This window comes from Methylobacterium sp. D53M (assembly GCF_053345625.1).
The window spans coordinates 272,113-293,499 of the sequence record NZ_JBKFAL010000003.1; the positions used below are offsets into that span (position 1 = coordinate 272,113).

Consider the following 21,387-nt stretch of genomic DNA (forward strand, 5'->3'; position numbering starts at 1 on the left):
GGTCCCGCCTCAGCCGCGCTGGTCCACCGCCACGTAGTCGCGCTGGGCCGGGCCCACGTAGAGCTGGCGCGGACGGCCGATCTTCTGCGACGGGTCCTCGATCATCTCGGCCCACTGGGCGATCCAGCCGACCGTGCGGGCCACCGCGAACAGCACCGTGAACATGTCGGTGGGGAAGCCCATCGCCTTGAGGGTGATGCCCGAGTAGAAATCGATGTTCGGGTAGAGCTTCTTCTCGATGAAGTACTCGTCCTTGAGGGCGATCTGCTCCAGCTCCATGGCGACGTGCAGCAGCGGATCGTCGGTCTTGCCGAGCTCCTTCAGCACCTGGTGGGTGGTGCTCTGCATGATCCGGGCGCGCGGATCGTAGTTCTTGTAGACCCGGTGGCCGAAGCCCATCAGGCGGAACGGGTCGTTCTTGTCCTTGGCCTTGGCGACGTACTTGCCGACGTTCTCCGGCGTGCCGATCTCCATCAGCATCTTGAGCGCCGCCTCGTTGGCGCCGCCATGGGCCGGGCCCCACAGGCAGGCGATGCCGGCCGCGATGCAGGCGAAGGGGTTGGCGCCGGACGAGCCCGCGAGCCGCACCGTCGAGGTCGAGGCGTTCTGCTCGTGGTCGGCGTGCAGGATGAAGATCTTGTCGAGCGCCCGGGCGAAGACCGGGTTCACCTCGTACTCCTCGCACGGCACCGCGTAGCACATGCGCAGGAAGTTCGACGTGTAGTCGAGGTCGTTCTTCGGATACACGAAGGGCTGGCCGATCGAGTACTTGTAGGCCATCGCGGCGAGCGTCGGCATCTTGGCGATCATGCGGATCGACGCGATCAGCCGCTGGCTCTCGTCCGTGATGTCGGTGGAATCGTGGTAGAAGGCCGAGAGGGCGCCCACCGAAGCGACCATGACGGCCATCGGGTGCGCGTCGCGGCGGAAGCCGGTGAAGAACCGGTTCATCTGGTCGTGCACCATGGTGTGGCGCGTGACCCGGTACTCGAAATCGGCCCGCTGGGCGGCGGTCGGCAGGGCGCCGAACAACATCAGGTAGCAGGTCTCGAGGAAGTCGCCCTTCTCGGCGAGCTGCTCGATCGGGTAGCCGCGATAGAGCAGCACGCCCTCGTCACCGTCGATGTAGGTGATCTTCGACTCACACGAGGCCGTCGAGGTGAAGCCCGGGTCGAAGGTGAAGGCGCCGGTCTGGGCGTAGAGCTTGCCGATATCGATCACGTCCGGCCCGATCGTGCCGGTTTTCACCGGCAGTTCGATCGACTTGCCGTCCACGGTGATGGTGCTGGGTGCGCTCATGGATCGTGGACCCTTCTCTGGCGACGTGGCGGATGCCGGCCTCGGGCTGCCCGAGTCGGTCCCGGGGGCCTGAGCACACGCATTATGCTGCGGGTGCTCACAGCCATGGGTTACCCAAACGGCAGTGCAGCAGCAACGGGGTCGGTGACAACCCGCCCCCGTCGCCAAGCGAATTCCGCCAACCGATTTCCACCCAACGCAATCCGGGTCGGGGCCGGCAGTTCCCTCTCCGCTCCCGGTCCGCGCGCGGCGGTCCCAGCGTCGCCTCGTCCCCGCCTCGTCCCTGCCCTCAGCCCGGCCTCAGCCCTGCGGCGCCTGATCTCCGAGGCGCGCCAGGGTTTCCTCCCGGCCGAGCACCGCCATCACGTCGAACAGGGGTGGGGAGGTGGTGCGGCCGGTGAGCGCCGCGCGCAGGGGTTGGGCCACCTGCCCGAGCTTGCAGCCGGCCGATTCCGCGTACTGCCGCACCGCGCCCTCGGTGGAGGTCGCGCTCCAGTCGGGCAGCGCCTCGAGCACCGGCCGCACCCCGGCGAGGCGGCCGCGCCCCTCGTCGGAGAGCAGGGCGCGGGCCTTGTCGTCGAGCGCCAGGGGCCGCTGGGCGTAGAGGTAGTAGGCGCTGTCGAGGAGCTCGATCAGCGTCTTGGCCCGCTCCTTCAGGCCCGGCATGGCCTGGACGAGCTTGTCCTTGAGATCGGGCCGCAGCGGCGCCGACAGGCCTCGCTCCGGCCCGACGTTGGGCAGGATGGTCTCGATCGCCGCGACGAGGTCGGAATCGGCGCTGGTGCGGATGTAGAGGCCGTTGAGGTTGGCGAGCTTGGCGAAGTCGAACCGCGCCGCGGAGCGTCCGACCGCGCCGAGGTCGAAGGCCGCGACCATCTCGTCGGTGGAGAAGACCTCCTGGTCGCCGTGGCTCCAGCCGAGCCGCACGAGGTAGTTGCGCAGGGCCGCCGGCAGGTAGCCGAGATCGCGGTAGGCCTCGACGCCGAGCGCGCCGTGGCGCTTCGAGAGCTTGGCCCCGTCCGCCCCGTGGATCAGCGGGATATGCGCCATCCTCGGGATGTCCCAGCCGAGGGCCGAGAAGATCTGGCTCTGGCGCGCCGCGTTGGTGAGGTGGTCGTCGCCGCGGATGATCTGCGTGACGCCCATGTCGTGGTCGTCGACCACGACGGCGAGCATGTAGGTCGGCGTCCCGTCCGAGCGCAGCAGGACGAGATCGTCGAGGTCCTTGTTGGCCCAGGTCACGCGGCCCTGGACGGCGTCCTCGACCACGGTCTCGCCCTCGGTCGGGGCGCGCAGGCGGATCACCGGCTTGACCCCGGCGGGGGCCTCGGACGGGTCGCGGTCGCGCCAGCGGCCGTCGTAGCGCGGGGCGCGCCCCTCCGCGCGGGCGGTCTCGCGCATCTGCGTGAGCTCCTCGGCGGTGGCGTAGCAGTGATAGGCGCGGCCCGCGGCCAGCAGCTCCTCGGCGACCGCGCGATGGCGCTCGGCGCGGGCGAACTGGAAGACCACGTCGCCGTCCCAGTCGAGGCCGAGCCAGGAGAGGCCGTCGAGGATCGCGTCGATCGCCCCCTTGGTGGAGCGCTCGCGGTCGGTGTCCTCGATGCGCAGCAGCATCTTGCCGCCGGTGTGGCGGGCGTAGAGCCAGTTGAACAAGGCCGTGCGGGCCCCGCCGATATGCAGGTAACCCGTGGGCGAGGGGGCGAAGCGCGTGACGACGGCTGAGGACATCGGTCCGGTATGTTCCGGGGCTGGTCGCGGACGGGGCGCGACGGACGGCGAAGGGGCGGCGGAGCGGCGAGGGGCTCGACAGGGCGCCCGTAGCACGAAGAACCCGCTGTAGCACGGGCCGGCGGATGCGTTAAGAATCGCCCGCAGAATCGCCCGGCCCCGACGACAGGTCGCGCGGAGCGGGGCGGCGGCGATGCGGCGGATCGGCGCGAGGCGGGCGGACGGCGCGGTCGCGCTGATCGGCCCGCGCGCCCGAGCCCTTCCCGCCGCCCTCTTGGCCGCCCTCCTGGCCGCCCTCCCGGCGCTCCGCGACTGGGTCGTCGCCGGCCTCGCCCGCGAGGCCGAGCAGCGCCGGCTGTTCCCCTGGCTGGCGGTGGCCTTCGGCGGCGGGATCCTGGTCTACTTCGCGGCGGCCGACGGCGCGCCGAGCCTCGCCGCCCCCCTGATCGCGGCCGGCCTCGCGCTGGCGCCGGTCCCCGTCCTCGGCGCGCGGCCGGCGGCCCTGGCGGCGGCGCTCGCGGTGGCGGCCGCGTTCCTCGGCTTCGCGGCGGCGACCTGGCGGGTCTCGCAGGTCGCCGCACCGATCCTCACCCGCACCACGATCGGCCCGCTCGTCGGAACGGTCGAGGCCCTGGACGAGCGCGAGGTCGGCGCCCGGCTGGTGATCCGGGTGGAGAGCTTCGCCGGCCTCGCGCCGGAGGCGCGGCCCGCCCGGGTCCGGGTCTCGTTCCGGAAGACGCCGATTCCGCGTCCCGGGGACGGCGTCGCCGCCACGGCCCGGCTGCTGCCGCCCCCGGAGGCGGCCCGGCCCGGCGGCTACGACTTCGCCCGGGACGCCTATTTCCAGGGGATCGGCGCGGTGGGCTCGCTGATCGGCACCGTCACCGTCCGGGAACCGTCCGGGCCGCCGCCGCTGGGCCTGCGGCTCGCCGCTGCGCTCGACGCGGCGCGCAACGGGCTCACGCGCCGGATCGCAGAGGCCGCCGGCGGCCAGGCGGGCGCGGTGGCGGCGGCCCTGGTGACGGGCAAGCGCGGCCTCATCGGGCCGGCCACCAACGACGCGCTCCGCGCCGCCGGCATCTACCACGTGGTGTCGATCTCGGGCCTCCACATGGTGCTGGCCGCCGGCGTGGTGTTCTGGCTGGTGCGGGCGCTCCTCGCCGCGGTGCCGCTCTGCGCGCTCCTCTGGCCGATCAAGAAGATCGCGGCCGGCTTCGCCATGGTCGGCGTCACCGCCTACTGCGCCTTCTCGGGCTGGGACATCGCGGCCGAGCGCTCGCTGATCATGACCCTGATCATGCTGGGCGCGATCCTGGTGGACCGGCCGGCCCTGTCGATGCGCAACCTCGCCCTCGCGGCGCTGATCGCGCTCGCCCGGGAGCCGGAGGGCCTGCTCGGCCCGAGCTTCCAGATGTCCTTCGGCGCCGTGGCCGGGCTGATCGCCTGCGCGCGGCTGATCGACGGGCGGCTGCTCGTGCGCCCGGGGGCCGGGCGGATCGGGCGGCTCGTCGGGACCGGCCTGTCGGCGATCACCGGGACCCTGGCCACGACCCTGGTGGCGCAGGTCGCGACGGCCCCCTTCGCCACCTACCACTTCCAGACGGTCCAGCCCTTCGGCCTCGTCGGCAACGCCCTGACCCTGCCGCTCGTCTCCCTGGCGGTGATGCCCGCCGCGGTGATCGGCTGCCTCGCCTATCCCTTCGCCCTCGACCGGCCGGTCTGGTGGCTGATGGGGCAGGCGGTGGCCGGGATGCTGGCGATCTCGGACTGGATCGCCGGGTTCGAACGGGCGGTCCTGGTGCTGCCGGCCTTCGGCGCCGGGGCGCTCGCCCTGCTGACCGCCGGCCTGCTGCTGGGGACGCTGCCGGCCTCGCGCCTGCGCTGGCTCGCCGTGCCGCCGGTCCTGCTCGGGCTCGTCCTCGCGGCCCGGCCCGACCACTACGACCTCTACGTCGACCGGCAGGGCGCGGGGGCCGCGGTGCGGGGCCCGGACGGGCGGCTTGCGGCCCTCGGCAGACCCTCGGGCTTCGTCCTCGAGCAGTGGCTGAAGGCGGACGGCGACGGGCGGCGGCCCGCGGCGCTGATCGTCCGGTCGGGCAGCGGGCGCTGCGACCGGCTCGGCTGCACCGCCCGGCTGCCGGACGGGCGGGCGGTCGCCCTGGTCCGGGACCGGCGGGCCTTCCCGGAGGATTGCGCCCGCGCCGCGGTGCTGATCACGGGCCTCGCGGCGCCGCCCACCTGCACGGGGCCGCTGGTGATCGACCGGCGCGTCCTCGCCGCCCGCGGGGCCGTGGCCCTCCGGACCGACGGCGACGGCTTCGCCGCGCGCTACGCCCGGGACGACGGCCGCGCCGTGCCCTGGCGGCCGGCCGCCGGGCGCGGGCCGGGACCGCCGCGGCCGGTCACCGCGGAGCCGGGCGACCGCCCCGCGGAGGACGGGGTCGCCGCGACGCCGGAGGCCGACGCCGCGCCGGGCGGAGACCTCGCCCCCGACGACGCGCCGGCCGAGCCGCTTCAGTAGCGGCGGACGAGGCTCACGAGGCGGCCCTGGATCCGGACCCGGTCGGGCCCGAGCACGCGGGTCTCGTAGGCCGGGTTGGCGGCCTCGAGGGCGATCGACGAGCCGCGGCGGCGCAGGCGCTTGAGCGTCGCCTCCTCGTCGTCGATCAGCGCCACGATGATGTCGCCGGTATTGGCCGTCTCCTGCTTGCGGATGACCACGAGGTCGCCGTCCAGGATGCCCGCCTCGACCATCGAGTCGCCGCGCACCTCGAGGGCGTAGTGCTCGCCGCCGGCCACGAAGTCCGGCGACAGGGTGATGGCGTGGCTCTGGTTCTGGATCGCCGAGACGGGCGTACCGGCCGCGATCCGGCCCATGACCGGGATCGAGATGGCGCGGCCGGACTCGTCGATCATCCGCGTGCTCGCCGGGGCCGGCGGCTGCTTGGACTTACCGCCCTCGACCACGCTCGGCGTGAAGCGGCGCGGCTCGGCGGGGGCCTGAGTCGCCGGAGCGGCCTGGGTCAGGCTCTCGGGGATCCGGATCACCTCGATGGCGCGCGCCCGATTCGGGAGGCGCCGGAGGAAGCCGCGCTCCTCGAGCGCCGTGATCAGCCGGTGGATGCCGGATTTCGACTTGAGATCGAGGGCATCCTTCATCTCGTCGAACGACGGCGGGACACCGCATTCCTGCATCCGGCTCTGGATGAATCGCAGGAGGTCCAGCTGCTTGCGCGTGAGCATCGACGGGGGACTCGCGGCTTGGCGGACCGCCACGTGACGGTCTCCGAAACAAATCACGAACAGGTTAAACGTTCCGCAAGTGTTCCGCAAGAGCGGCACCGCTCGGCCCGGCGCTCCGCGGCGCGCCCGCGGGAGAAGGTCGAGAAACGCATTGACGGCGCAAGCGGAGCCGTTTCAATGCATCGCGGCGCCCCGCCGGGAAGGCGGCGGATCCGGGGCGCGGGCTGGGACCCTCTTGGAATGACGAGGATGCGACGACCCGCAGCTCTGCTGCCCCTCGGCCTCGCCGCCCTCGGCCTCGCCGGCTGCACCACCGGCTTCTCCTACATCTCGCGGAACTACGTGGCGCTCACTCCCCAGGTCGTCACGATCGGCTGCAAGGAGCCCTACGAGGTCTACGACAACCGGCAGCTGCGCCGGATGCTGATCGTGTCCAACGCCCTGCGCGAGTATACCGGCTGCAACCTGAGCGAGGTCCGGATCGATCCGGAGCCGGGCGCCACCCGGGTGAAGCGCTTCCGCACCGCCGCCCGGGCCTATCTCGACGAGACCGTGCGCGAGGATTGCCGGATCACCGGCGAGACCGTGTTCGATCCGCTGAAGACCGAGTTCGCCTACGCCTGCGACGCGCCGATCGAGAAGCGCGGCACCGTGGTCCCCCGCCTGCCGGGCCGCAATCCGGGCCTCGGCGTGCGCTGACCGGCCGGCGGCGCGTCCTCAGGCGCCCGGCTTCGGGAAAGTCCGCTCCGCGGCGTCGCCGGCGGCGGCCAGCAGGGCGCGGGCGAAGGCCCGGGCCTCCGTCCGGTCGAGCACGATCGCGGCGGTGACCGGCGCACCGCCGAGGTCGGCGAGGGCGAGTTCCAGGCGCACCCCGTCGGGCACGGCGCTCGCCTGAAGGCTCCAGCCGGAGCCCCGGTCCGTGCTCTCCGCCATCGTGTTCCTCCCGCATGCCCGGCACGGCGCCGCGCGCCCACCGGAACGGCCAGGCCCGGGACCGCTCCCGGAGCCGCGCTCCGGTCTTCCCTGCCTCGCCTGTCCGCGTTCCTCAAGGCCACAGGCCGCGCAGGGGTGGAGATGCGCGCCGTCGCGGATGCCGGCGGCCGCATCGCGGCGGCACGGGGCGGCACGGGGCGGCACGGGGCTGCGCCCGCGCCGCGGCGCGGGCGAGGGCAGGGGCGGCCGGGATGGGGGCCGGCTTCGGGGCGATTGACGCGAGGCCGCCGATGATGTCTCCCGCGGGCTCCGATCAGGTGGAGTTCGAACATGCAAGAGATCTGGTTCCGCACGGGCGAGGCCACGGTGCTGGCGGCCGAGGGCCAGTACACCGACGCCATGCCGGAGGTGCTGATCGGCTCGGTGCGCGGCCCGGTCGGTCAGGCCTTCGCGTCGATGATGGGGCAGGTCCAGGGCCACACGCGGATGTTCGTGGTGCGCGACCTCAACCAGCTCGTGCGCCCGGCCACGATGATGACCACCAAGGTCACGATCCACACGGCCGAGTATGCCGAGCTCCTCGGCGGCGTGGTCCAGGCCGCCACCGGCGACGCGATCGTGGACTGCATCATCGAGGGCATCCTGCCGAAGGACGGGCTCGACGAGCTGTGCATGATCATCATGATCTGGCTCGATCAGCGATGCGCCGAGGACGACAACCTCGACCAGAAGGACCTCTACCGGACCAACTACGAGGCCACGAAACTCGCCATCGCCCGCGCCCTCAAGGGCGAGCCGACGGTCGACGAGCTGATCGCCAACCGGAAGACCGTGAAGCACTACGCGCTCGACGGCGTGATCGAGTACTGAGCGGGCCCAGGCCACGCATCCTGCCGGCTCAGGTCCGCCTCAGCCCGGCGGGATGCGCCCCACCGAGCAGAGGGTCCGCATCGCGCTGCTGCCCGGGTCGGTGTAGCAGGAGGCCGACCAGCCGTTCTGCTGGATGAACGACTTGCGCCGCTCCGCCAGCGCGGTCCGGTAGGCGCTGGCGATGATCGGCTCGACGGTCGCGGCCGGTTGGCCGACGAGGATCTCGGAGGCCACCGACAGGTCGCGGAAGAAGGTCGCCGAGGGGCTCGGCTCGGCGGAGGTCGCCTGCACGATCGGCTCGGCCCGGCAGGTCACGTCGAACTTGATCGGGCCGGCCACGCGGATGTCGATGCTGGGGCCGGCGCGCTTGCCGACCCGGCCGCCGATCGCGTCGGCGATCTGGCGGGTGAGGTCGTCGCAGCTGTCGGCCCGGGCGGCCTCCGCCAGGAGGGGCAGGGCCGCGCAGGCGGCGAGGAGGAGGCGCGGGACGGCGAAGCTCGACATCGCCGCACTCTACGCGCGGCGCGGGGCCTGTCGAGGGGCTGGTCGAGGGCCGCTCGAAGGGCCGGCCTCAGTGGAAATCCCGGCTGGGGAACACGCGCCGGTCCGGGGGCACGCCGAAATCCGTGTTCTCGGGCGGCAGCTTCATGCCGGCCTCGCGCAGATCGCGCAGGGCAGCGGTGAGGTCGCGAAACCCCTCCGCCACGAGGTGGACCACCCCGTCCGCCCGCTGGATCCGGCCGCGCACGGCGAGGAACCGCGCCTGCATGGCGATCCGGCGGTTCGCCTCGAATACGGTCTTCCAGACGATCACGTTGGCGATACCGGTCTCGTCCTCCAGCGTCAGGAAGACCACGCCCTTGGCGGTGCCGGGCCGCTGGCGGATCAGCACGAGCCCCGCCACCGTGACCCGCGCCCCCTGGGGCAGCGACGGATCGAGATGGGCCCGGGCCGGGATCGCGCCGATCCGGGCGAGCCGCCCCCGGAAGAACGCGACCGGGTGCCCCTGGAGCGACAGGCCGGTGGCGGCGTAATCCTCGGCCACGGCCTCGGACGGGGCCAGGGGCTGAAGGTCCACCGTCGGCTCGTGCCGGAACAGGCCGTCATCGGCGTGCCACGCGAAGAGCGGCAGGGGTGCGTCGAGGAGATGGGCGCGGCGCTCGCTCGCATCGGCCTTGGCGGCCTTGCGGGATGACGTCCCCTCCAGGGTGCGGACCATCCACAGGGCGGCGCGCCGGTCGAGGCCGAGCGAGCGGAACGCGTCCGCCTCCGCCAGCCGCTCCAGGGTGTTGCGGGGCAGGGCGAGGGACGCCTGCAGGCCCTCGATGCTGGCGTAGCCGTTGGCCCGCAGCCGCACGAGCCGGCGCATCGCGGCCTCGGGCAGGCCGCGCACGACGCGCAGACCGATCCGCACGGCGTGCAGCGCCGGATCCCCGGCCGGCTCCAGGGTGCAGTCCCAGTCGCTGGCGTTGACGCAGACGCCCCGCACCTCGACCCCGTGGGCCCGGGCGTCGCGCACCAGCTGGGCCGGCTGGTAGAAGCCCATCGGCTGGGCGTTGAGGATCGCGGCCAGGAAGACGTCGGGGTGCCGGCACTTCATCCAGGCCGAGGCGTAGACGAGGAGCGCGAAGCTCGCCGCGTGGCTCTCCGGGAAGCCGTAGGTCGAGAAGCCGCGGATCTGCGCGAAGCAGCGCTCGGCGAAGTCCTGCGGGTAGCCCCGGCGGGTCATGCCGCCCACGAACTTCTCCGCGAAGCCGCCGATCGACCCGACGTGGCGGAAGGTCGCCATCGCCCGGCGCAGCCCGTCGGCCTCGGCCGGGGTGAAGCCCGCCGCCGTGATGGCGATCTGCATGGCGTGCTCCTGGAAGAGCGGCACCCCGTAGGTCTTCTGCAGGACCTCCTTCAGTTCGTCCGCCGGGCCGTGATCCGGATGCGGGGCCGGGTACTCGACCGGGTCGATCCCGGAGCGCCGCCGCAGGTAGGGATGGACCATGTCGCCCTGGATCGGGCCGGGGCGCACGATCGCGACCTGCACCACGAGGTCGTAGAACTCCCTCGGCTTCAGGCGCGGCAGCATCGACATCTGCGCCCGGCTCTCGACCTGGAACACGCCGACGGAATCGGCCTTCGTCAGCATCGCGTAGGTCGCGGGATCGTCCTGCGGCAGGTCGGCCAGCGTCTCGTAGAAGGTGCCGTGATCCTTCTCCAGGAAATCGAGGCCGCGCTTGAGGCAGGTCAGCATGCCGAGCGCCAGCACGTCGACCTTCATCAGGCCGATCGCGTCGATGTCGTCCTTGTCCCACTCGATGAAGGTGCGGTCCGCCATGGCGCCGTTGCCCACCGGCACGGTCTCGTCGAGGCGGCCGCGGGTCAGCACGAAGCCGCCGACATGCTGCGACAGGTGGCGGGGGAAGCCGATCAGCTGGTGGGCGAGGTCGAGCGCCTGCCGGATCGCCGGGTTCTCCGGGTCGAGCCCGGCCTCGCGCACGTGCTGGTCCGGCATGCCGGTGCCCCAGGAGCCCCAGACCGTGTCGGCGATCGCCGCGGTCACGTCCTCGGTCAGGCCCAGGACCTTGCCGACCTCGCGGATCGCCATGCGGGGCCGGTAGTGGATCACCGTGGCGCAGAGGGCGGCCCGCTCCCGGCCGTAGCGGGCGTAGAGGTGCTGGATCACCTCCTCGCGGCGCTCGTGCTCGAAGTCGACGTCGATGTCGGGGGGCTCGCCGCGGTTCTCCGAGATGAAGCGGGCGAAGAGCAGCCGGTGCTTCGACGGGTCCACCGCGGTGATGCCGAGGCAGAAGCACACGGCGGAATTGGCCGCCGAGCCGCGGCCCTGGCACAGGATGCCCCGGCCGCGGGCGAACTCGACCACGTCGAACAGGGTCAGGAAGTAGCGGGCGTATTTCATCTTGGCGATGAGCCGCAGCTCCTCGCGCAGCGTCGCCGCGACGCCGTCCGGGACCTCGCCGCCGTAGCGCCAGCGCGCCCGTTCCCAGGTCTTCTCCTCCAGGTATTCCTGCGGCGTGCGCCCGGGGGGCACGGGCTCGTCCGGGTACTCGTAGTGCAGCTGCGACAGGCTGAACTCGCAGGCCTGCGCGATCTCGACGGTGCGGGCGAGCGCCTCCGGGTGGTCGGCGAACAGCCGCGCCATCTCGGCGGCGGGCTTCAGGTGGCGCTCGGCATTGGCCTCCAGCCGGTAGCCGGCGTCCTCGATCCGGCAGCCTTGGCGGATGCAGGTGACCACGTCCTGCAGCGGGCGTCGCTCGGGATGGTGGTAGAGCGCGTCCGAGACCGCGACCATCGGGGCGCCGGAGGCCGCGCCCAGCTCGGCGAGCAGCCCGAGGCGCCGCCGCTCGTCGCCGCGGCGCGTGTGGCTCGCCCCCAGGAAGGTCCGGCCCGGGGCGGCGGCGGCCAGCGCCTCCAGCCGCGCCCGGAACCCCTCCGGCAGGCGCCGGGCCGGCGGCATCGCGATGAACATCTGCCCCTCGGCGGCCTCCACCATCTCGGCGAAGGAGAAGCGGCACGCGCCCTTGCGGACGCGCCGGTTGCCCAGGGTGAGCAGCCGGCAGAGGCGCCCCCAGGCGCCCCGGTCCATCGGGTAGGTGACGGCCTCGAACCCCTCCTCGGTGACGAGGCGCACCCCCGGCAGGATCCGGATCGGTGTGCCTTCCTGGTCGAGCGCCAGCGCCGCCGCGTGCGCCCGGACCACGCCGGCCACGGTGTTGCGGTCGGCGATGCCGATGGCCGCGAGGCCGTAGGACGCCGCCTGCACGACGAAGTCCTGCGGATGGGAGGCGCCGTGCAGGAAGGAGAAGTTCGTGGTGACGGCGAGCTCGGCGTAGGCGGGGCCGCTCACGCGAAGAGCCCGTGGACGTACCACGCGGCCGGGCGATCGGGGGCGTGCGGGCCGTCGCGGTAGAGCCAGAGCCGGTGCCCGGCCTCGCACTCGATGCGGTAGTAATCGCGATCCGCGCCGGGCGCGCGCCACCATTCGGCGGCGATCCGCTCCGGCCCCTCGGCATGGGCGACCCGGTGGATCCGGGCGCGCCAGCGGAAGCGCCGGGGCGGCCCTTCCGGGACGGTCGAGAGCACGTCGAGGGCGGCCTCGCCGCGGGGGAAGATCACCAGGGGGCGGGGCGGGAGGTGGTCGGACCAGGGGGACGCGCCGGTGCGCGCCTCCTCTTCCGCCGCTGGGCCGGAAGGCTCAGCCATCACGGTTGAACGCCGACGCTGAAGGAGCGCACCCGCCCCCCGCTCCCGTTCGGGAGCGGGGGGCGGGAGAGGCGCCCGTGGCCGGCCGACGCCTCGATCGGTCGACGGTCCGTGCCCCATTCCGGCAACCCAGACCCGGTCCCGGTCGGCCCGCTCCGGCAGGTGGCTCGCCCGCGGCTCGAGCCGCAGGAGCGCCCGCCCGAGGCGCTGCGCCAGGGCGTCGGCCAGGAACCCGATCCCGTCGCCCGGGGCCGCCGCGCCGAGATCCGTCTGGCGGGCCCGCATGGGGCCGGTCACCGTCACGGCGAGCGCCACCGTCTCGAAGCCGAAGCCGGCGTCGAGGGCGGGGCCCAGCCGGTCGAGGCGCAGGGCGACGAGGGCCGCGACCCGCTCAGGATCGCGCTCGGGGCGGGACAGGCCGAGATCGATCACCCGCAGGGCGCCGTCGACCCGGTGCAGGCCGAGGCGCAGGGCGCAGGCGCCGAGCCCGTCCCGCTCCAGCCGCGGCGCGGTCTCCGCCATCAGGTCCCGGGCGGTCCGGACGATGTCCGACTGCCGCCCGATCGGGTCGAGGAAGCCGCGGGCGGCGGCGTAGGCGGCCGCCGCCGTCAGGGGCGCCAGCGGCTCGGGCCGGCGGCCCAGGGCCTGGTCGAGGCGCAGCAGCAGCGCCGCGCCGAAGCGGCGGGCGAGGGCCCCCCGGGGCAGGGCGTCGAGTTCGCCGATCCGGCGCAGGCCGAGCCGCTTCAGGCCCGCGACCGTGCCGGGATCGAGGCGCAGGGCGTCCACCGGGAGGGCCCGCAGGGCCTGCGAGGCCCCGCCCGGCAGCACCACGACCGGATCGGGCCCGCCCTGCCGCGCCAGCGCGAAGGCGGCGCCGGGCGTGTCGGCCAGCGCGATCCCCGCCGGTACGCGGCTCCGCGCGAGCCGGGTGGCCAAGTCCGCGACGAGGTTCGCCTCGCCGCCGCGCAGGTGGCTCGCGCCGGCGACGTCGATGTAGAGCCCGTCCGCCGCCTCGCCCGGCCCGAACGGGGCCACGTGGGGCGCGTAGCCGCTCGCCCAGCGGCACAGCCGCAGCAGGGCGTCCCGGTCGGCCTCTGGGTCGGCCGGGTAGACCTGGAGCGGCACGCCGATCCGCGCCCGGACCCGGCCGAGGGGCTCGCCGACCCGGAGGCCGAGGGCGCGGGCCTCCGGGTCGAGGGCCACGAGCCGCAGCCCGCCGGACCCCTCGGCCGCCACCGCGAGGGGGCCGCGCTCAGGCGCGAGACCGGCCCGCCGCAGCCGCGTCACCGGCCAGTGGCTCAGGCAGATGCAGACGATGCGCGGCATGGTCCCACTCCAGAAGCCAGTCGCCGCCCCGCCCGTTGCGGCAGCGCTCGAGCCGCGCCCGCCAGCGCGGCCTGTCCAGGGTGCCGAACCGGTCCCGCGCCGCCGGGGCGGCGGCGATCCGCCAGCGCGTGGCGGCCCCGTTGGGCAGGCTGGCCGGCGCCGGCCGCAGGATCAGCAGCAGCGGCGGCGCCGGACCTTCCGCGGCGAGCTGCAGGCGCCGGCCCGGCTTCAGCGGCAGCCCGTCCCGCAGGAGGCCGATCAGGGCCGTGAGCGCCCGCGCGTGCAGGGCCGCCTCCAGGGCGCGGAACACCTCCGCGTCGCTGCCGGCTTCCAGCAGCAGCAGGCGGCCGGGGTCGAGGCCGAGGCCGGCGAGGCCGTGCCCGTAGGGCAGGGGCTGGCCGGGCGCGGCGGCGATCAGCGCTTCCCCCGGCTCCCGGGCGAGCTGGCGGGCGCAGAGCGCCAGGGCGAAGCCCAGGGCCGCGATCGCGTCCGCGGGCTCGGCCGGCGCGATCTCGTGGGGCGGCCCGAGGGCGAGACCGCCGCCCGGCAGGTGCGCGTCGAGATCCGGAACGCCCAGCGGCAGGACCGGGGCCGGATCCCGGCCGCGATCCGGCGGCGCGAGGCGCGCCCGCAGAACCGCCAGCCGGGCCCGGAGATCGTCCCGCGCGATCGCCGCCTCGGTCTCGTCGGCAGGGTCCAGCCCCATCTCCATCGGCTCCGGTCATGCTGGACGATAGGAACATAACAGGAACATGCACAAACGGTTTCCGCGGGGTCCCGGAATCGCGCGTGGCGGCAGCGGCTTGGCCTGTGGACGGCTGTGGACGCCTGTGGAATCGGCCGCCCCCGCGGCGTCCGAGGTCGCGGTTGACCGCAATCGCAGGGCGAGACCAATGTCCGGACGCCGCGCGCGTGACGCGGCCGAACCGGACCGCGCATGCGCTCAGCCCTCAGCTCAGCCCTCACCCTGACGCTCCTGCTCGCCCTGCCGGGCGCGGCGCTCGGCCAGCAGGCGGATCCGCCGGGGGCCGCCGCCCCGGATCCCGCCGCGTCCGCCCCCGCGACGGGGCGGGCGCGCCCGGCCCGCCCGCGGGTCCGCCACGCGCAGGCCCCGAGCCAGCCGATCATGGTCTACGACGCGCGGATCGAGGCCGGCGACCTGAGGATCTCGGGCTCCGTGCGCAAGCCCGGCGCGATCGTGGTGCTGGACGACGACATCTCGATCCAGGCCGACCGGCGCGGCCGGTTCACCTTCCGGCTGCCCTACCGGCCCTCGACCTGCGTGGTGACGCTGAAGGCGGAGCCGGACGAGCGCGAGGCGGTCGTGGCGAACTGCGCGCCCGAGGGTCCGCCCGGACCGCCCGGTCCCCAGGGTGCGGCGGGACCGCCCGGCGAGACGGGGGCCAAGGGCGAGACAGGGGCCAAGGGCGAGACCGGCCCCAAGGGGGATCAGGGTCTCAAGGGGGATCAGGGCCTCAAGGGCGATACGGGTCCCCAGGGCGAGACCGGCCCGAAGGGGGAGCCCGGTGCCACGGGCGCGGCCGGCCCGCAGGGCGCACCGGGCCCGAAGGGCGACACGGGAGCCTCGGGCCCGCCGGGCGCACCGGGCTCGCGGGGGCCGATCGGGCCGCAGGGCGGCCCGGGCCCGAAGGGCGAGGCCGCCAGCCTGCGGCCCGTGCGCAAGTCCGACTGCCCGGGAGGCTGCACGATCACCTGCGGGACCGGGGAGATGCTGGTCACGGCCCACTGCCTCAAGGGCGGCGCGCCGACCTACGACGGGGAGGGCGCCAGCTGCCCGGCGGAGGCGACCGGCATCGTCGGGTTCTGCACGCGGCCGTGAGCCGGGCGGGTCAGCCGCCGCTCTCGCGCAGCCAGTCGAGCATCCCGGCGGCGGCCGACCGGCCGCCCGCGAAGGCGCCCTGGAGGAGGTAGCCGCCGGTCGGCGCCTCCCAGTCCAGCATCTCGCCGGCCAGGAACAGGCCGGGATGGGCGCGCAGCATGGACCGCCCGTCCAGCGCGTCGAGCCGGACGCCGCCCGCCGTCGAGATCGCCCGCTCGATCGGCGCGGAGGCGGTGAGGGTGATGGGCGCCGCCTTGATCAGCCCGGCGAGGGCCCCGGGCTCCGCCGGGAGGGCGGCGCCGGCCGCCTCGCGCAGCAGCCCCGCCGCCGCGGGCGCGAGGCCCGCGGCCTTGCGCAGCCGGGTCGCGGCCGAGTCGCCCGGCCGGGCGCCGGACAGGCGGCGGGCGAGGGCGTCCCGGGTCAGGTCCGGGCGGAGATCCACGACGAGCCGCGCGCTGCCCCCGGCCGCGATCGCCTCGCGCAGGACGCGCGAGAGGGCGTAAATCGCCCCGCCCTCGATGCCGGCCTCCGTGATCACGGCCTCGCCCCGCACCGTGGTGCCCGCGCAGGTGAGCGCCACCCGCTTCAGCGGCGCGCCGGAGAACCGCTCCCGGAACAGGTCGGACCACGCCGCCGCGAAGCCGGCATTGGCCGGACGCAGGGGCGACACCGCCACGCCGAGCCCCTCGAGGAGCGGCACCCAGCGCCCGTCCGAGCCGAGGCGCGGCCAGCTCGCCCCGCCCAGCGCCAGCAGGGTGGCGCGCGGCCGGAGGTCCAGGGGACCGTCCGGGGTCTCGAAGCGCAGGCCCCCGGCGATCCCCGTGAGCCGGTGGCGGGTCCGGATCCGGACGCCGAGGCGGTCGAGCCGCGCCAGCCACGCCCGCAGCAGGGGCGAGGCCTTGAAGCTGCGCGGGAAGACGCGCCCGCTCGTGCCGACGAAGGTCGGCTCGCCGAGATCCGCGCACCACGCCCTGAGCGCGTCGGGCGGGAAGGCCGCGATGGCCGCATCGAGGGCGCCGCGCGGATGGTAGCGGGCGAGGAACTCGGCCCGCGCCTCGCCGTGGGTGATGTTGAGGCCGCCGCGCCCGGCGATCAGCAGCTTGCGGGCGACCGACGGCATGCGCTCGTAGACCGTGACCGCGCGGCCGGCCTCGCCCAGCACCTCGGCCGCGGCGAGCCCGGCGGGCCCCCCGCCCACGATGGCGATTGCGTCCCTGTCATCCGGCATGGGGCGGGAGAGCGACAGCCCGGCCCCCTCTGTCAAGGGCGAAGGTCGGATCGGCGCCGGGCGCCATGGGCCGGCCTCCGGCGTTGCGCTAGGAAACGGACACGCCCGAACGCACGTTCTTCCCGATCCCGGGCGCCGCGGTTACCGGTGCACCGGCCCGCGACCGCGGCCCGCCCGCGCCCCCCTCATGCCGCCCCAGGCCCCGTCCGCCCCGGACGGTCGGCCGGCACGGTCCGGATCAGAGGCTCTCAGACACGTGGCCAGTCCCGTCGCCGTCACCGAGATCCAGCCGCAGGCCCAGGCGCGGCCCGCCCCGCAGGCCGCGCTCAGCCCCGGCGAGATCCGCGCCATCGTCTACGGGCTGATGACCGCGATGCTGCTCGCGGCCCTCGACCAGACCATCGTGGCGACCGCCATGCCGACCATCGGCCTCGACCTCGGCGACGCCGCGAACCTGCCCTGGATCGTCACCGCCTACCTGCTGGCCTCCACGGCGGTGACCCCGCTCTACGGAAAGCTCAGCGACATCCACGGCCGGCGGGTCATGCTGCTGATCGCCATCGCGACCTTCGTGGTCGGCTCGCTCGCCTGCGCGCTCGCGCCCACGATGGTGGCGCTGGCGCTCGCCCGGGGTCTCCAGGGTGTCGGCGGCGGCGGTCTGATCGCCCTGGCGCAGACCATCCTGGCCGACATCATGTCGCCCAAGGAGCGGGCGCGCTACCAAGTGGTGATCGCGGGCGTGTTCGTGACGGCCTCGGTGGCGGGGCCGCTGCTCGGCGGCCTCTTCGCCCAGCACCTGCACTGGTCGCTGATCTTCTGGATCAACCTGCCGATCGGCGTCCTCGCCTTCGCGCTCACCAACGCCAACCTCAAGCGCCTGCCCCGCCACGAGCGCCGCCACCGGCTGGATTATCCCGGCGCCGCCCTGATGGTGGCAGGCTCCGTCACCCTCCTGCTGGCCCTGAGCTGGGGCGGGGTGCGCTATCCCTGGGACTCGGCGCCGGTCCTCGCCCTCCTCGCCGGGGCGGCCGTGCTGGGCGGCGCCTTCGCGGCGCGGCTCGCCACGGCGGCCGAGCCGCTGATCCCCACGGAGGTGCTCAAGGACCGGGTGGTCTACAGCGCGACGCTGGCCGCGTGTTTCGCCATGGGCACCTTCATCGGGCTCACCATCTACGTGCCGATCTTCCTCGAAGGGGTGATCGGGCTCTCGGCGAGCGAGTCCGGGGTGGCCCTGGTGCCGCTGATGATCGGCACCGTCACGGGCGCGACCCTGTCGGGCCGGTCGATGCTCCATTTCCGGCACTACAAGCGCGTGCCCCTGGCGATGATGTGCGTCAGCCTCGCCTGCTGCGCCACCATCGCCTGGCAGGGCCGGGCGCTGCCCTTCTGGCTCATGGAGGTGCTGTTCGCGCTGCTCTCCATGGGGATCGGGACGATCCTGCCGCTCTCGACCATCTCGATCCAGAACGCGGTGGAGACGCACCAGCTCGGCATCGCCACCGCCGCGATGAACTTCTTCCGCTCCCTCGGCGGGGCCCTGATCGTGGCGGCCTTCGGCACGATCGTGCTCGGCGGCGCCGCCGGCGGGGCGGGGGGAGGGGCCCACGACGTTGAGAGCCTGATCCGCGGCGCGGACCCGGCCCAGCTCGCCCTGACCTTCCGCCACGTCTTCCTGGCCGCCTGCCTCGGCCTGCTCGGGGCCTTCACGTTCCTGGCGCTGATGGAGGAGCGGCCCCTGCGCGAGCGCACGTCCCCCAGGATGGCCGCCGAGACGCCGGACGCCTCCGCCTGACGGCGGCGCGGGACCGGACGCGGTCCATCACCCCGCGCGCGCTCCTGCTCCGGGACAGGAGGTCGCCCCGACACGCGCGCCCGCGTCGCGGCGGGGCCACGGGGAGCGGATAGCGTCACCGGACCGCGCGCCGGCCGGGCGCTCTGCCCTTGATTCGCCCGGATCACCGCTTACGTCGGCCCCATCGGCTGCGGGCCCCTCTGGCGGGCGCTCCTCAGCGCCCGTGATGTCGGAGCCGATGCTTTCCATCTGGAATCAGCATCAGGTCCCCGCACATGATGGACGTCCTCACCGTCGAATGGCTCGGTAAGCCGTTGTGGATGTGGCTCGGGTTCCACGTCCTGATCGCCTGCCTGCTCGCCTTCGACCTCGGGCTCCTCCACCGCGACAAGGAGCACGAGATCGGCGTCCGGGAAAGCTTGGCTCTCACCGGCTTCTACCTCGCCCTCGGCCTCGCCTTCGGCGGCTGGATCTGGTGGTATCTCGGGCCGTCTTCCGCCGAGGAGTACGTCACCGGCCTCGTGGTCGAGAAGTCGCTGTCGATGGACAACGTCTTCGTCATCGCCATGATCCTCACGGCCCTGGGCATCCCGCGGGCGGCCCAGCACCGGGTCCTCCTCTGGGGCATCCTGGCGGCCGTGGTGCTGCGCGGCCTGATGATCGGGCTCGGCGCCGCCCTGGTGCACGAGGTGCACTGGGTGCTCTCCCTGTTCGCCGCCTTCCTGATCTACGCCGGCCTGAAGATCCTGCTCTCGGGCGACGAGGAGGAGGGCGACTTCCAGAACAGCGCCGTCGTGCGCTGGTTCAAGACGACCTTCCGGGTCACGCCCGACCTGCACGGCCAGCGCTTCACCGTGCGCAAGACCGACCCGAGGACCGGCAAGGTCGCCCTGTACTTCACCCCGCTGGCGCTCGCCCTGGTGCTGGTGAACGGCGCCGACGTGATCTTCGCGGTCGACAGCGTGCCGGCGATCTTCGCGATCACCACCGACACGTTCGTGGTCTACACCTCCAACATCTTCGCGATCCTGGGCCTGCGCGCCCTCTACTTCGCGCTCGCCGCGATGGTCGACCGGTTCGCCTACCTGAAGACGGCGCTAGCCTTCATCCTGATCTTCATCGGCGCCAAGATCGTGGTCGCCGACACGTTCGGGCTCATCCACGTGCAGCCCTGGGTCTCCCTGGTGGTGACCCTGACGCTGCTGGCGGCCGGCGTCTTCTACAGCCTCTGGCGGACCCGGACGGACGCGCCGGTCGCGCCGGCCCCGGAGGCCGGGCACCCCCGTGAGGCCCGGGCCCACCGCGCCTGAGAGGGCCCGGCGGGCGCCCGGCCCTCAGGCCGCCGGCAGCGCCGCTATCAGGTCGCGCAGGGTGGTGATGGTGGAGGCGTCGGCCACGCCGTCCACCCGCGCCGGGCGGAAGTGGCGCTGGAACGCGGTGACCACCGCCTGGGTGCGCGCGTCGAACAGCCCGGTCACCGGCAGGTCGTAGCCGTAGAGCGCGAACATAGCCTGCAGCGCCTCGACGGGCTGGCCGGCATCGCCCCGCGCGAAGAACCGGCCGTCCTGGAGGCTGGCGGGGGGCACGCGGTGCCCCACCCCCGCCGCCGCCAGACGGTCCCACGGGAAGATCTCCCCCGGATCCTCCTTGCGCTCGGGCGCGACGTCGGAATGGGCGAGCACCCGCTCCGGCGGGATCGGCCAGCGGGCGAGGATGTCCCGGGCCAGCGCGATCACCGCCTCGACCTGGGGCTCCGGGTAGGGCGGCAGGCCGCCGGCATGGCCCGGATGGACGATCTCGATCCCGATCGACCGGGAATTGACGTCCGTCTCGCCCTTCCAGGCGCCGGCGCCGGCGTGCCAGGCCCGGCGAGCCTCCGGCACCATCTGGACGATCCCGCCATCCTCGAACACGAGGTAGTGCGCCGAGACCTCGCTCAGCGGGTCGCGCAGGCGCGCGAGGGCGGCGGCCCCGCTGTCCATCCCGGTGTAGTGCAGGATCAGCATGTCGAGCGGCCCCGCGCGGCGGGCGCCGTGGTTCGGCGAGGGCGCGACGCGGCGGGCGAGGGGGCTGTCGGGGGTCAGGCTCACCGCAGCCCGCGCTCCTGCGCGATCCGGTCATAGGCGGCGTTGATCGCGGCGAGCCGCCGCGTGGCGATGGCCACCGCCTCCGTCGGCAGGCCGCGGGCGAGCGCCCGGTCCGGGTGGTGCTCGGCCACCAGCGCCCGGTGGCGGGCCTTCACGGCGGCGTCGTCCGCCTCGCGGTCGAGCCCGAGGACGCCGTAGGGATCGTCCGGCAACCGCACGTGGCGGGCGGCGATGCGCCGGAACGCCGCCTCGTCGAAGCCGAAGATTCCCGAGACCGCACGCAGGTAGCGCTCCTCGGCCTCGTGCAGCGCCCCGTCGGCGCCGGCGATCTGGAACAGGCCGTCGAGCACGTCCTCGAGGAGGGCCGGCTCGTCGCCGAAGGTGGTCGCCAGCTGCTGGGCGTAGGCCTCGAAGCCGTTCGTGGTCTTCTTGGCGAGGTCGAACAGGCGCTCGACGCCCGCCCGCGCGGACGGCTCCACCTGCACGACCCGGCCGAACGCCTCGACCTCCGAGGGCAGCACGACGCCGTCGGACTTGGCCATCTTGGCGGCGAGCGCCACGAGTCCGGTGGTGAACACGACGTCGCGCGGCGTCCGCCCGAAGGGCGCGCCGACGCGGTCGAGCAGGAAATGACCGGCGACCCCGCCGATCAGCGCCCCGAGGGGGCCGCCGATCGCGAGGCCGAATCCGGCGCCGCCGAGCTTGCCCCAGACGCCCTGAGTCTTGGTCGCCTGATTCATGGGACGACCGGTCCCGGCGCTGATCCTCGGCTCGGCTCTGTCATCGGCGGCGGCGGGGTTCCGGCACCGGGACGGGCCCGGCCGAGCGA

General features: G+C 74.2%; 17 protein-coding genes. 6 read left to right on the forward strand and 11 right to left on the reverse strand.

Annotated features, from left to right (window positions below; all coding sequences use genetic code 11):
- Positions 1 to 9: 9 nt before the first annotated feature.
- Together gltA and gltX are read right to left on the reverse strand one after the other, a co-directional pair.
- Entirely contained in the window at positions 10 to 1,299 is a 1,290-nt protein-coding gene (gene gltA, locus ACLBYG_RS08735) for a citrate synthase (protein ID WP_192708322.1), read from the reverse strand.
- 300 nt (positions 1,300 to 1,599) lie between these two features.
- Complete coding sequence (gltX, locus tag ACLBYG_RS08740; RefSeq protein ID WP_447681222.1) at positions 1,600 to 3,027, reverse strand: glutamate--tRNA ligase; 1,428 nt, start codon at positions 3,025 to 3,027, stop codon at positions 1,600 to 1,602.
- 193 nt (positions 3,028 to 3,220) lie between these two features.
- Between gltX and ACLBYG_RS08745 the strand changes: the two genes are divergently transcribed.
- Positions 3,221 to 5,548: a ComEC/Rec2 family competence protein gene (locus tag ACLBYG_RS08745; protein ID WP_447681223.1), complete on the forward strand. Its 2,328-nt coding sequence runs from the start codon at positions 3,221 to 3,223 to the stop codon at positions 5,546 to 5,548.
- Here the strand turns inward: ACLBYG_RS08745 and lexA are convergent.
- Complete coding sequence (gene lexA, locus ACLBYG_RS08750; protein WP_020092270.1) at positions 5,542 to 6,270, reverse strand: transcriptional repressor LexA; 729 nt, start codon at positions 6,268 to 6,270, stop codon at positions 5,542 to 5,544. The two genes, ACLBYG_RS08745 and lexA, sit on opposite strands and share 7 nt — an antisense overlap.
- A 249-nt stretch (positions 6,271 to 6,519) precedes the next feature.
- Here lexA and ACLBYG_RS08755 point away from each other — a divergent pair, with 249 nt between their 5' ends.
- Positions 6,520 to 6,969 (forward strand): hypothetical protein, encoded by a 450-nt coding sequence (locus ACLBYG_RS08755; protein WP_026604787.1) that lies wholly within the window; start codon positions 6,520 to 6,522, stop codon positions 6,967 to 6,969.
- Between the two features lie 18 nt (positions 6,970 to 6,987).
- On the opposite strand, the gene ACLBYG_RS08760 is transcribed toward ACLBYG_RS08755, so the two are convergent.
- A complete protein-coding gene (locus tag ACLBYG_RS08760; protein ID WP_020092272.1) occupies positions 6,988 to 7,203 on the reverse strand; it encodes a hypothetical protein in 216 nt (71 codons plus the stop codon).
- A 330-nt stretch (positions 7,204 to 7,533) separates the two neighbouring features.
- Between ACLBYG_RS08760 and fae the strand changes: the two genes are divergently transcribed.
- Positions 7,534 to 8,073, forward strand: coding sequence for a formaldehyde-activating enzyme (fae, locus tag ACLBYG_RS08765; protein WP_020092273.1), 540 nt, complete (start codon positions 7,534 to 7,536; stop codon positions 8,071 to 8,073).
- Positions 8,074 to 8,112: 39 nt separating this feature from the next.
- Here fae and ACLBYG_RS08770 read toward each other — a convergent pair whose 3' ends face one another.
- From ACLBYG_RS08770 to ACLBYG_RS08785, 4 genes are all read right to left on the reverse strand, one after another.
- On the reverse strand, positions 8,113 to 8,577 hold the full coding sequence (locus ACLBYG_RS08770; protein WP_447681224.1) for a hypothetical protein: 465 nt from the start codon (positions 8,575 to 8,577) through the stop codon (positions 8,113 to 8,115).
- A 67-nt stretch (positions 8,578 to 8,644) separates the two neighbouring features.
- Positions 8,645 to 11,929, reverse strand: coding sequence for an error-prone DNA polymerase (locus ACLBYG_RS08775; protein ID WP_447681225.1), 3,285 nt, complete (start codon positions 11,927 to 11,929; stop codon positions 8,645 to 8,647).
- Entirely contained in the window at positions 11,926 to 13,611 is a 1,686-nt protein-coding gene (locus tag ACLBYG_RS08780; RefSeq protein ID WP_447681226.1) for a Y-family DNA polymerase, read from the reverse strand. Before ACLBYG_RS08780 ends, ACLBYG_RS08775 begins: the two co-directional genes overlap by 4 nt.
- Positions 13,538 to 14,323: an ImuA family protein gene (locus tag ACLBYG_RS08785; RefSeq protein ID WP_447681227.1), complete on the reverse strand. Its 786-nt coding sequence runs from the start codon at positions 14,321 to 14,323 to the stop codon at positions 13,538 to 13,540. Before ACLBYG_RS08785 ends, ACLBYG_RS08780 begins: the two co-directional genes overlap by 74 nt.
- 225 nt (positions 14,324 to 14,548) lie before the next feature.
- Between ACLBYG_RS08785 and ACLBYG_RS08790 the strand changes: the two genes are divergently transcribed.
- Positions 14,549 to 15,451, forward strand: coding sequence for a collagen-like protein (locus ACLBYG_RS08790; protein ID WP_447681228.1), 903 nt, complete (start codon positions 14,549 to 14,551; stop codon positions 15,449 to 15,451).
- A gap of 10 nt (positions 15,452 to 15,461) precedes the next feature.
- Here the strand turns inward: ACLBYG_RS08790 and ACLBYG_RS08795 are convergent, their stop codons facing one another.
- On the reverse strand, positions 15,462 to 16,679 hold the full coding sequence (locus tag ACLBYG_RS08795) for a TIGR03862 family flavoprotein (RefSeq protein WP_447681269.1): 1,218 nt from the start codon (positions 16,677 to 16,679) through the stop codon (positions 15,462 to 15,464).
- Between the two features lie 256 nt (positions 16,680 to 16,935).
- Between ACLBYG_RS08795 and ACLBYG_RS08800 the strand changes: the two genes are divergently transcribed.
- On the forward strand, positions 16,936 to 18,471 hold the full coding sequence (locus ACLBYG_RS08800; RefSeq protein WP_447681229.1) for an MDR family MFS transporter: 1,536 nt from the start codon (positions 16,936 to 16,938) through the stop codon (positions 18,469 to 18,471).
- Between the two features lie 275 nt (positions 18,472 to 18,746).
- On the forward strand, positions 18,747 to 19,781 hold the full coding sequence (locus tag ACLBYG_RS08805) for a TerC family protein (RefSeq protein WP_020092281.1): 1,035 nt from the start codon (positions 18,747 to 18,749) through the stop codon (positions 19,779 to 19,781).
- Between the two features lie 24 nt (positions 19,782 to 19,805).
- On the opposite strand, the gene ACLBYG_RS08810 is transcribed toward ACLBYG_RS08805, so the two are convergent.
- Positions 19,806 to 20,561 carry an N-acetylmuramoyl-L-alanine amidase gene (locus ACLBYG_RS08810; protein WP_447681230.1) on the reverse strand — a complete coding sequence of 252 codons (756 nt, stop codon included), beginning with the start codon at positions 20,559 to 20,561 and terminating at the stop codon, positions 19,806 to 19,808.
- Positions 20,558 to 21,298 carry a TerB family tellurite resistance protein gene (locus ACLBYG_RS08815; protein WP_447681231.1) on the reverse strand — a complete coding sequence of 247 codons (741 nt, stop codon included), beginning with the start codon at positions 21,296 to 21,298 and terminating at the stop codon, positions 20,558 to 20,560. Before ACLBYG_RS08815 ends, ACLBYG_RS08810 begins: the two co-directional genes overlap by 4 nt.
- Positions 21,299 to 21,387: the final 89 nt, after the last annotated feature.

Excerpts from the sequence above, each read along its gene's own strand:
- gltA (WP_192708322.1), bottom strand. The coding sequence starts at position 1,299 with ATGAGCGCACCCAGCACCATCACCGTGGACGGCAAGTCGATCGAACTG.
- gltX (WP_447681222.1), bottom strand. The coding sequence starts at position 3,027 with ATGTCCTCAGCCGTCGTCACGCGCTTCGCCCCCTCGCCCACGGGTTAC.
- ACLBYG_RS08745 (WP_447681223.1), top strand. The coding sequence starts at position 3,221 with ATGCGGCGGATCGGCGCGAGGCGGGCGGACGGCGCGGTCGCGCTGATC.
- lexA (WP_020092270.1), bottom strand. The coding sequence starts at position 6,270 with ATGCTCACGCGCAAGCAGCTGGACCTCCTGCGATTCATCCAGAGCCGG.
- ACLBYG_RS08755 (WP_026604787.1), top strand. The coding sequence starts at position 6,520 with ATGCGACGACCCGCAGCTCTGCTGCCCCTCGGCCTCGCCGCCCTCGGC.
- ACLBYG_RS08760 (WP_020092272.1), bottom strand. The coding sequence starts at position 7,203 with ATGGCGGAGAGCACGGACCGGGGCTCCGGCTGGAGCCTTCAGGCGAGC.
- fae (WP_020092273.1), top strand. The coding sequence starts at position 7,534 with ATGCAAGAGATCTGGTTCCGCACGGGCGAGGCCACGGTGCTGGCGGCC.
- ACLBYG_RS08770 (WP_447681224.1), bottom strand. The coding sequence starts at position 8,577 with ATGTCGAGCTTCGCCGTCCCGCGCCTCCTCCTCGCCGCCTGCGCGGCC.
- ACLBYG_RS08780 (WP_447681226.1), bottom strand. The coding sequence starts at position 13,611 with ATGCCGCGCATCGTCTGCATCTGCCTGAGCCACTGGCCGGTGACGCGG.
- ACLBYG_RS08785 (WP_447681227.1), bottom strand. The coding sequence starts at position 14,323 with ATGGAGATGGGGCTGGACCCTGCCGACGAGACCGAGGCGGCGATCGCG.
- ACLBYG_RS08790 (WP_447681228.1), top strand. The coding sequence starts at position 14,549 with ATGCGCTCAGCCCTCAGCTCAGCCCTCACCCTGACGCTCCTGCTCGCC.
- ACLBYG_RS08795 (WP_447681269.1), bottom strand. The coding sequence starts at position 16,679 with ATGCCGGATGACAGGGACGCAATCGCCATCGTGGGCGGGGGGCCCGCC.
- ACLBYG_RS08805 (WP_020092281.1), top strand. The coding sequence starts at position 18,747 with ATGATGGACGTCCTCACCGTCGAATGGCTCGGTAAGCCGTTGTGGATG.
- ACLBYG_RS08815 (WP_447681231.1), bottom strand. The coding sequence starts at position 21,298 with ATGAATCAGGCGACCAAGACTCAGGGCGTCTGGGGCAAGCTCGGCGGC.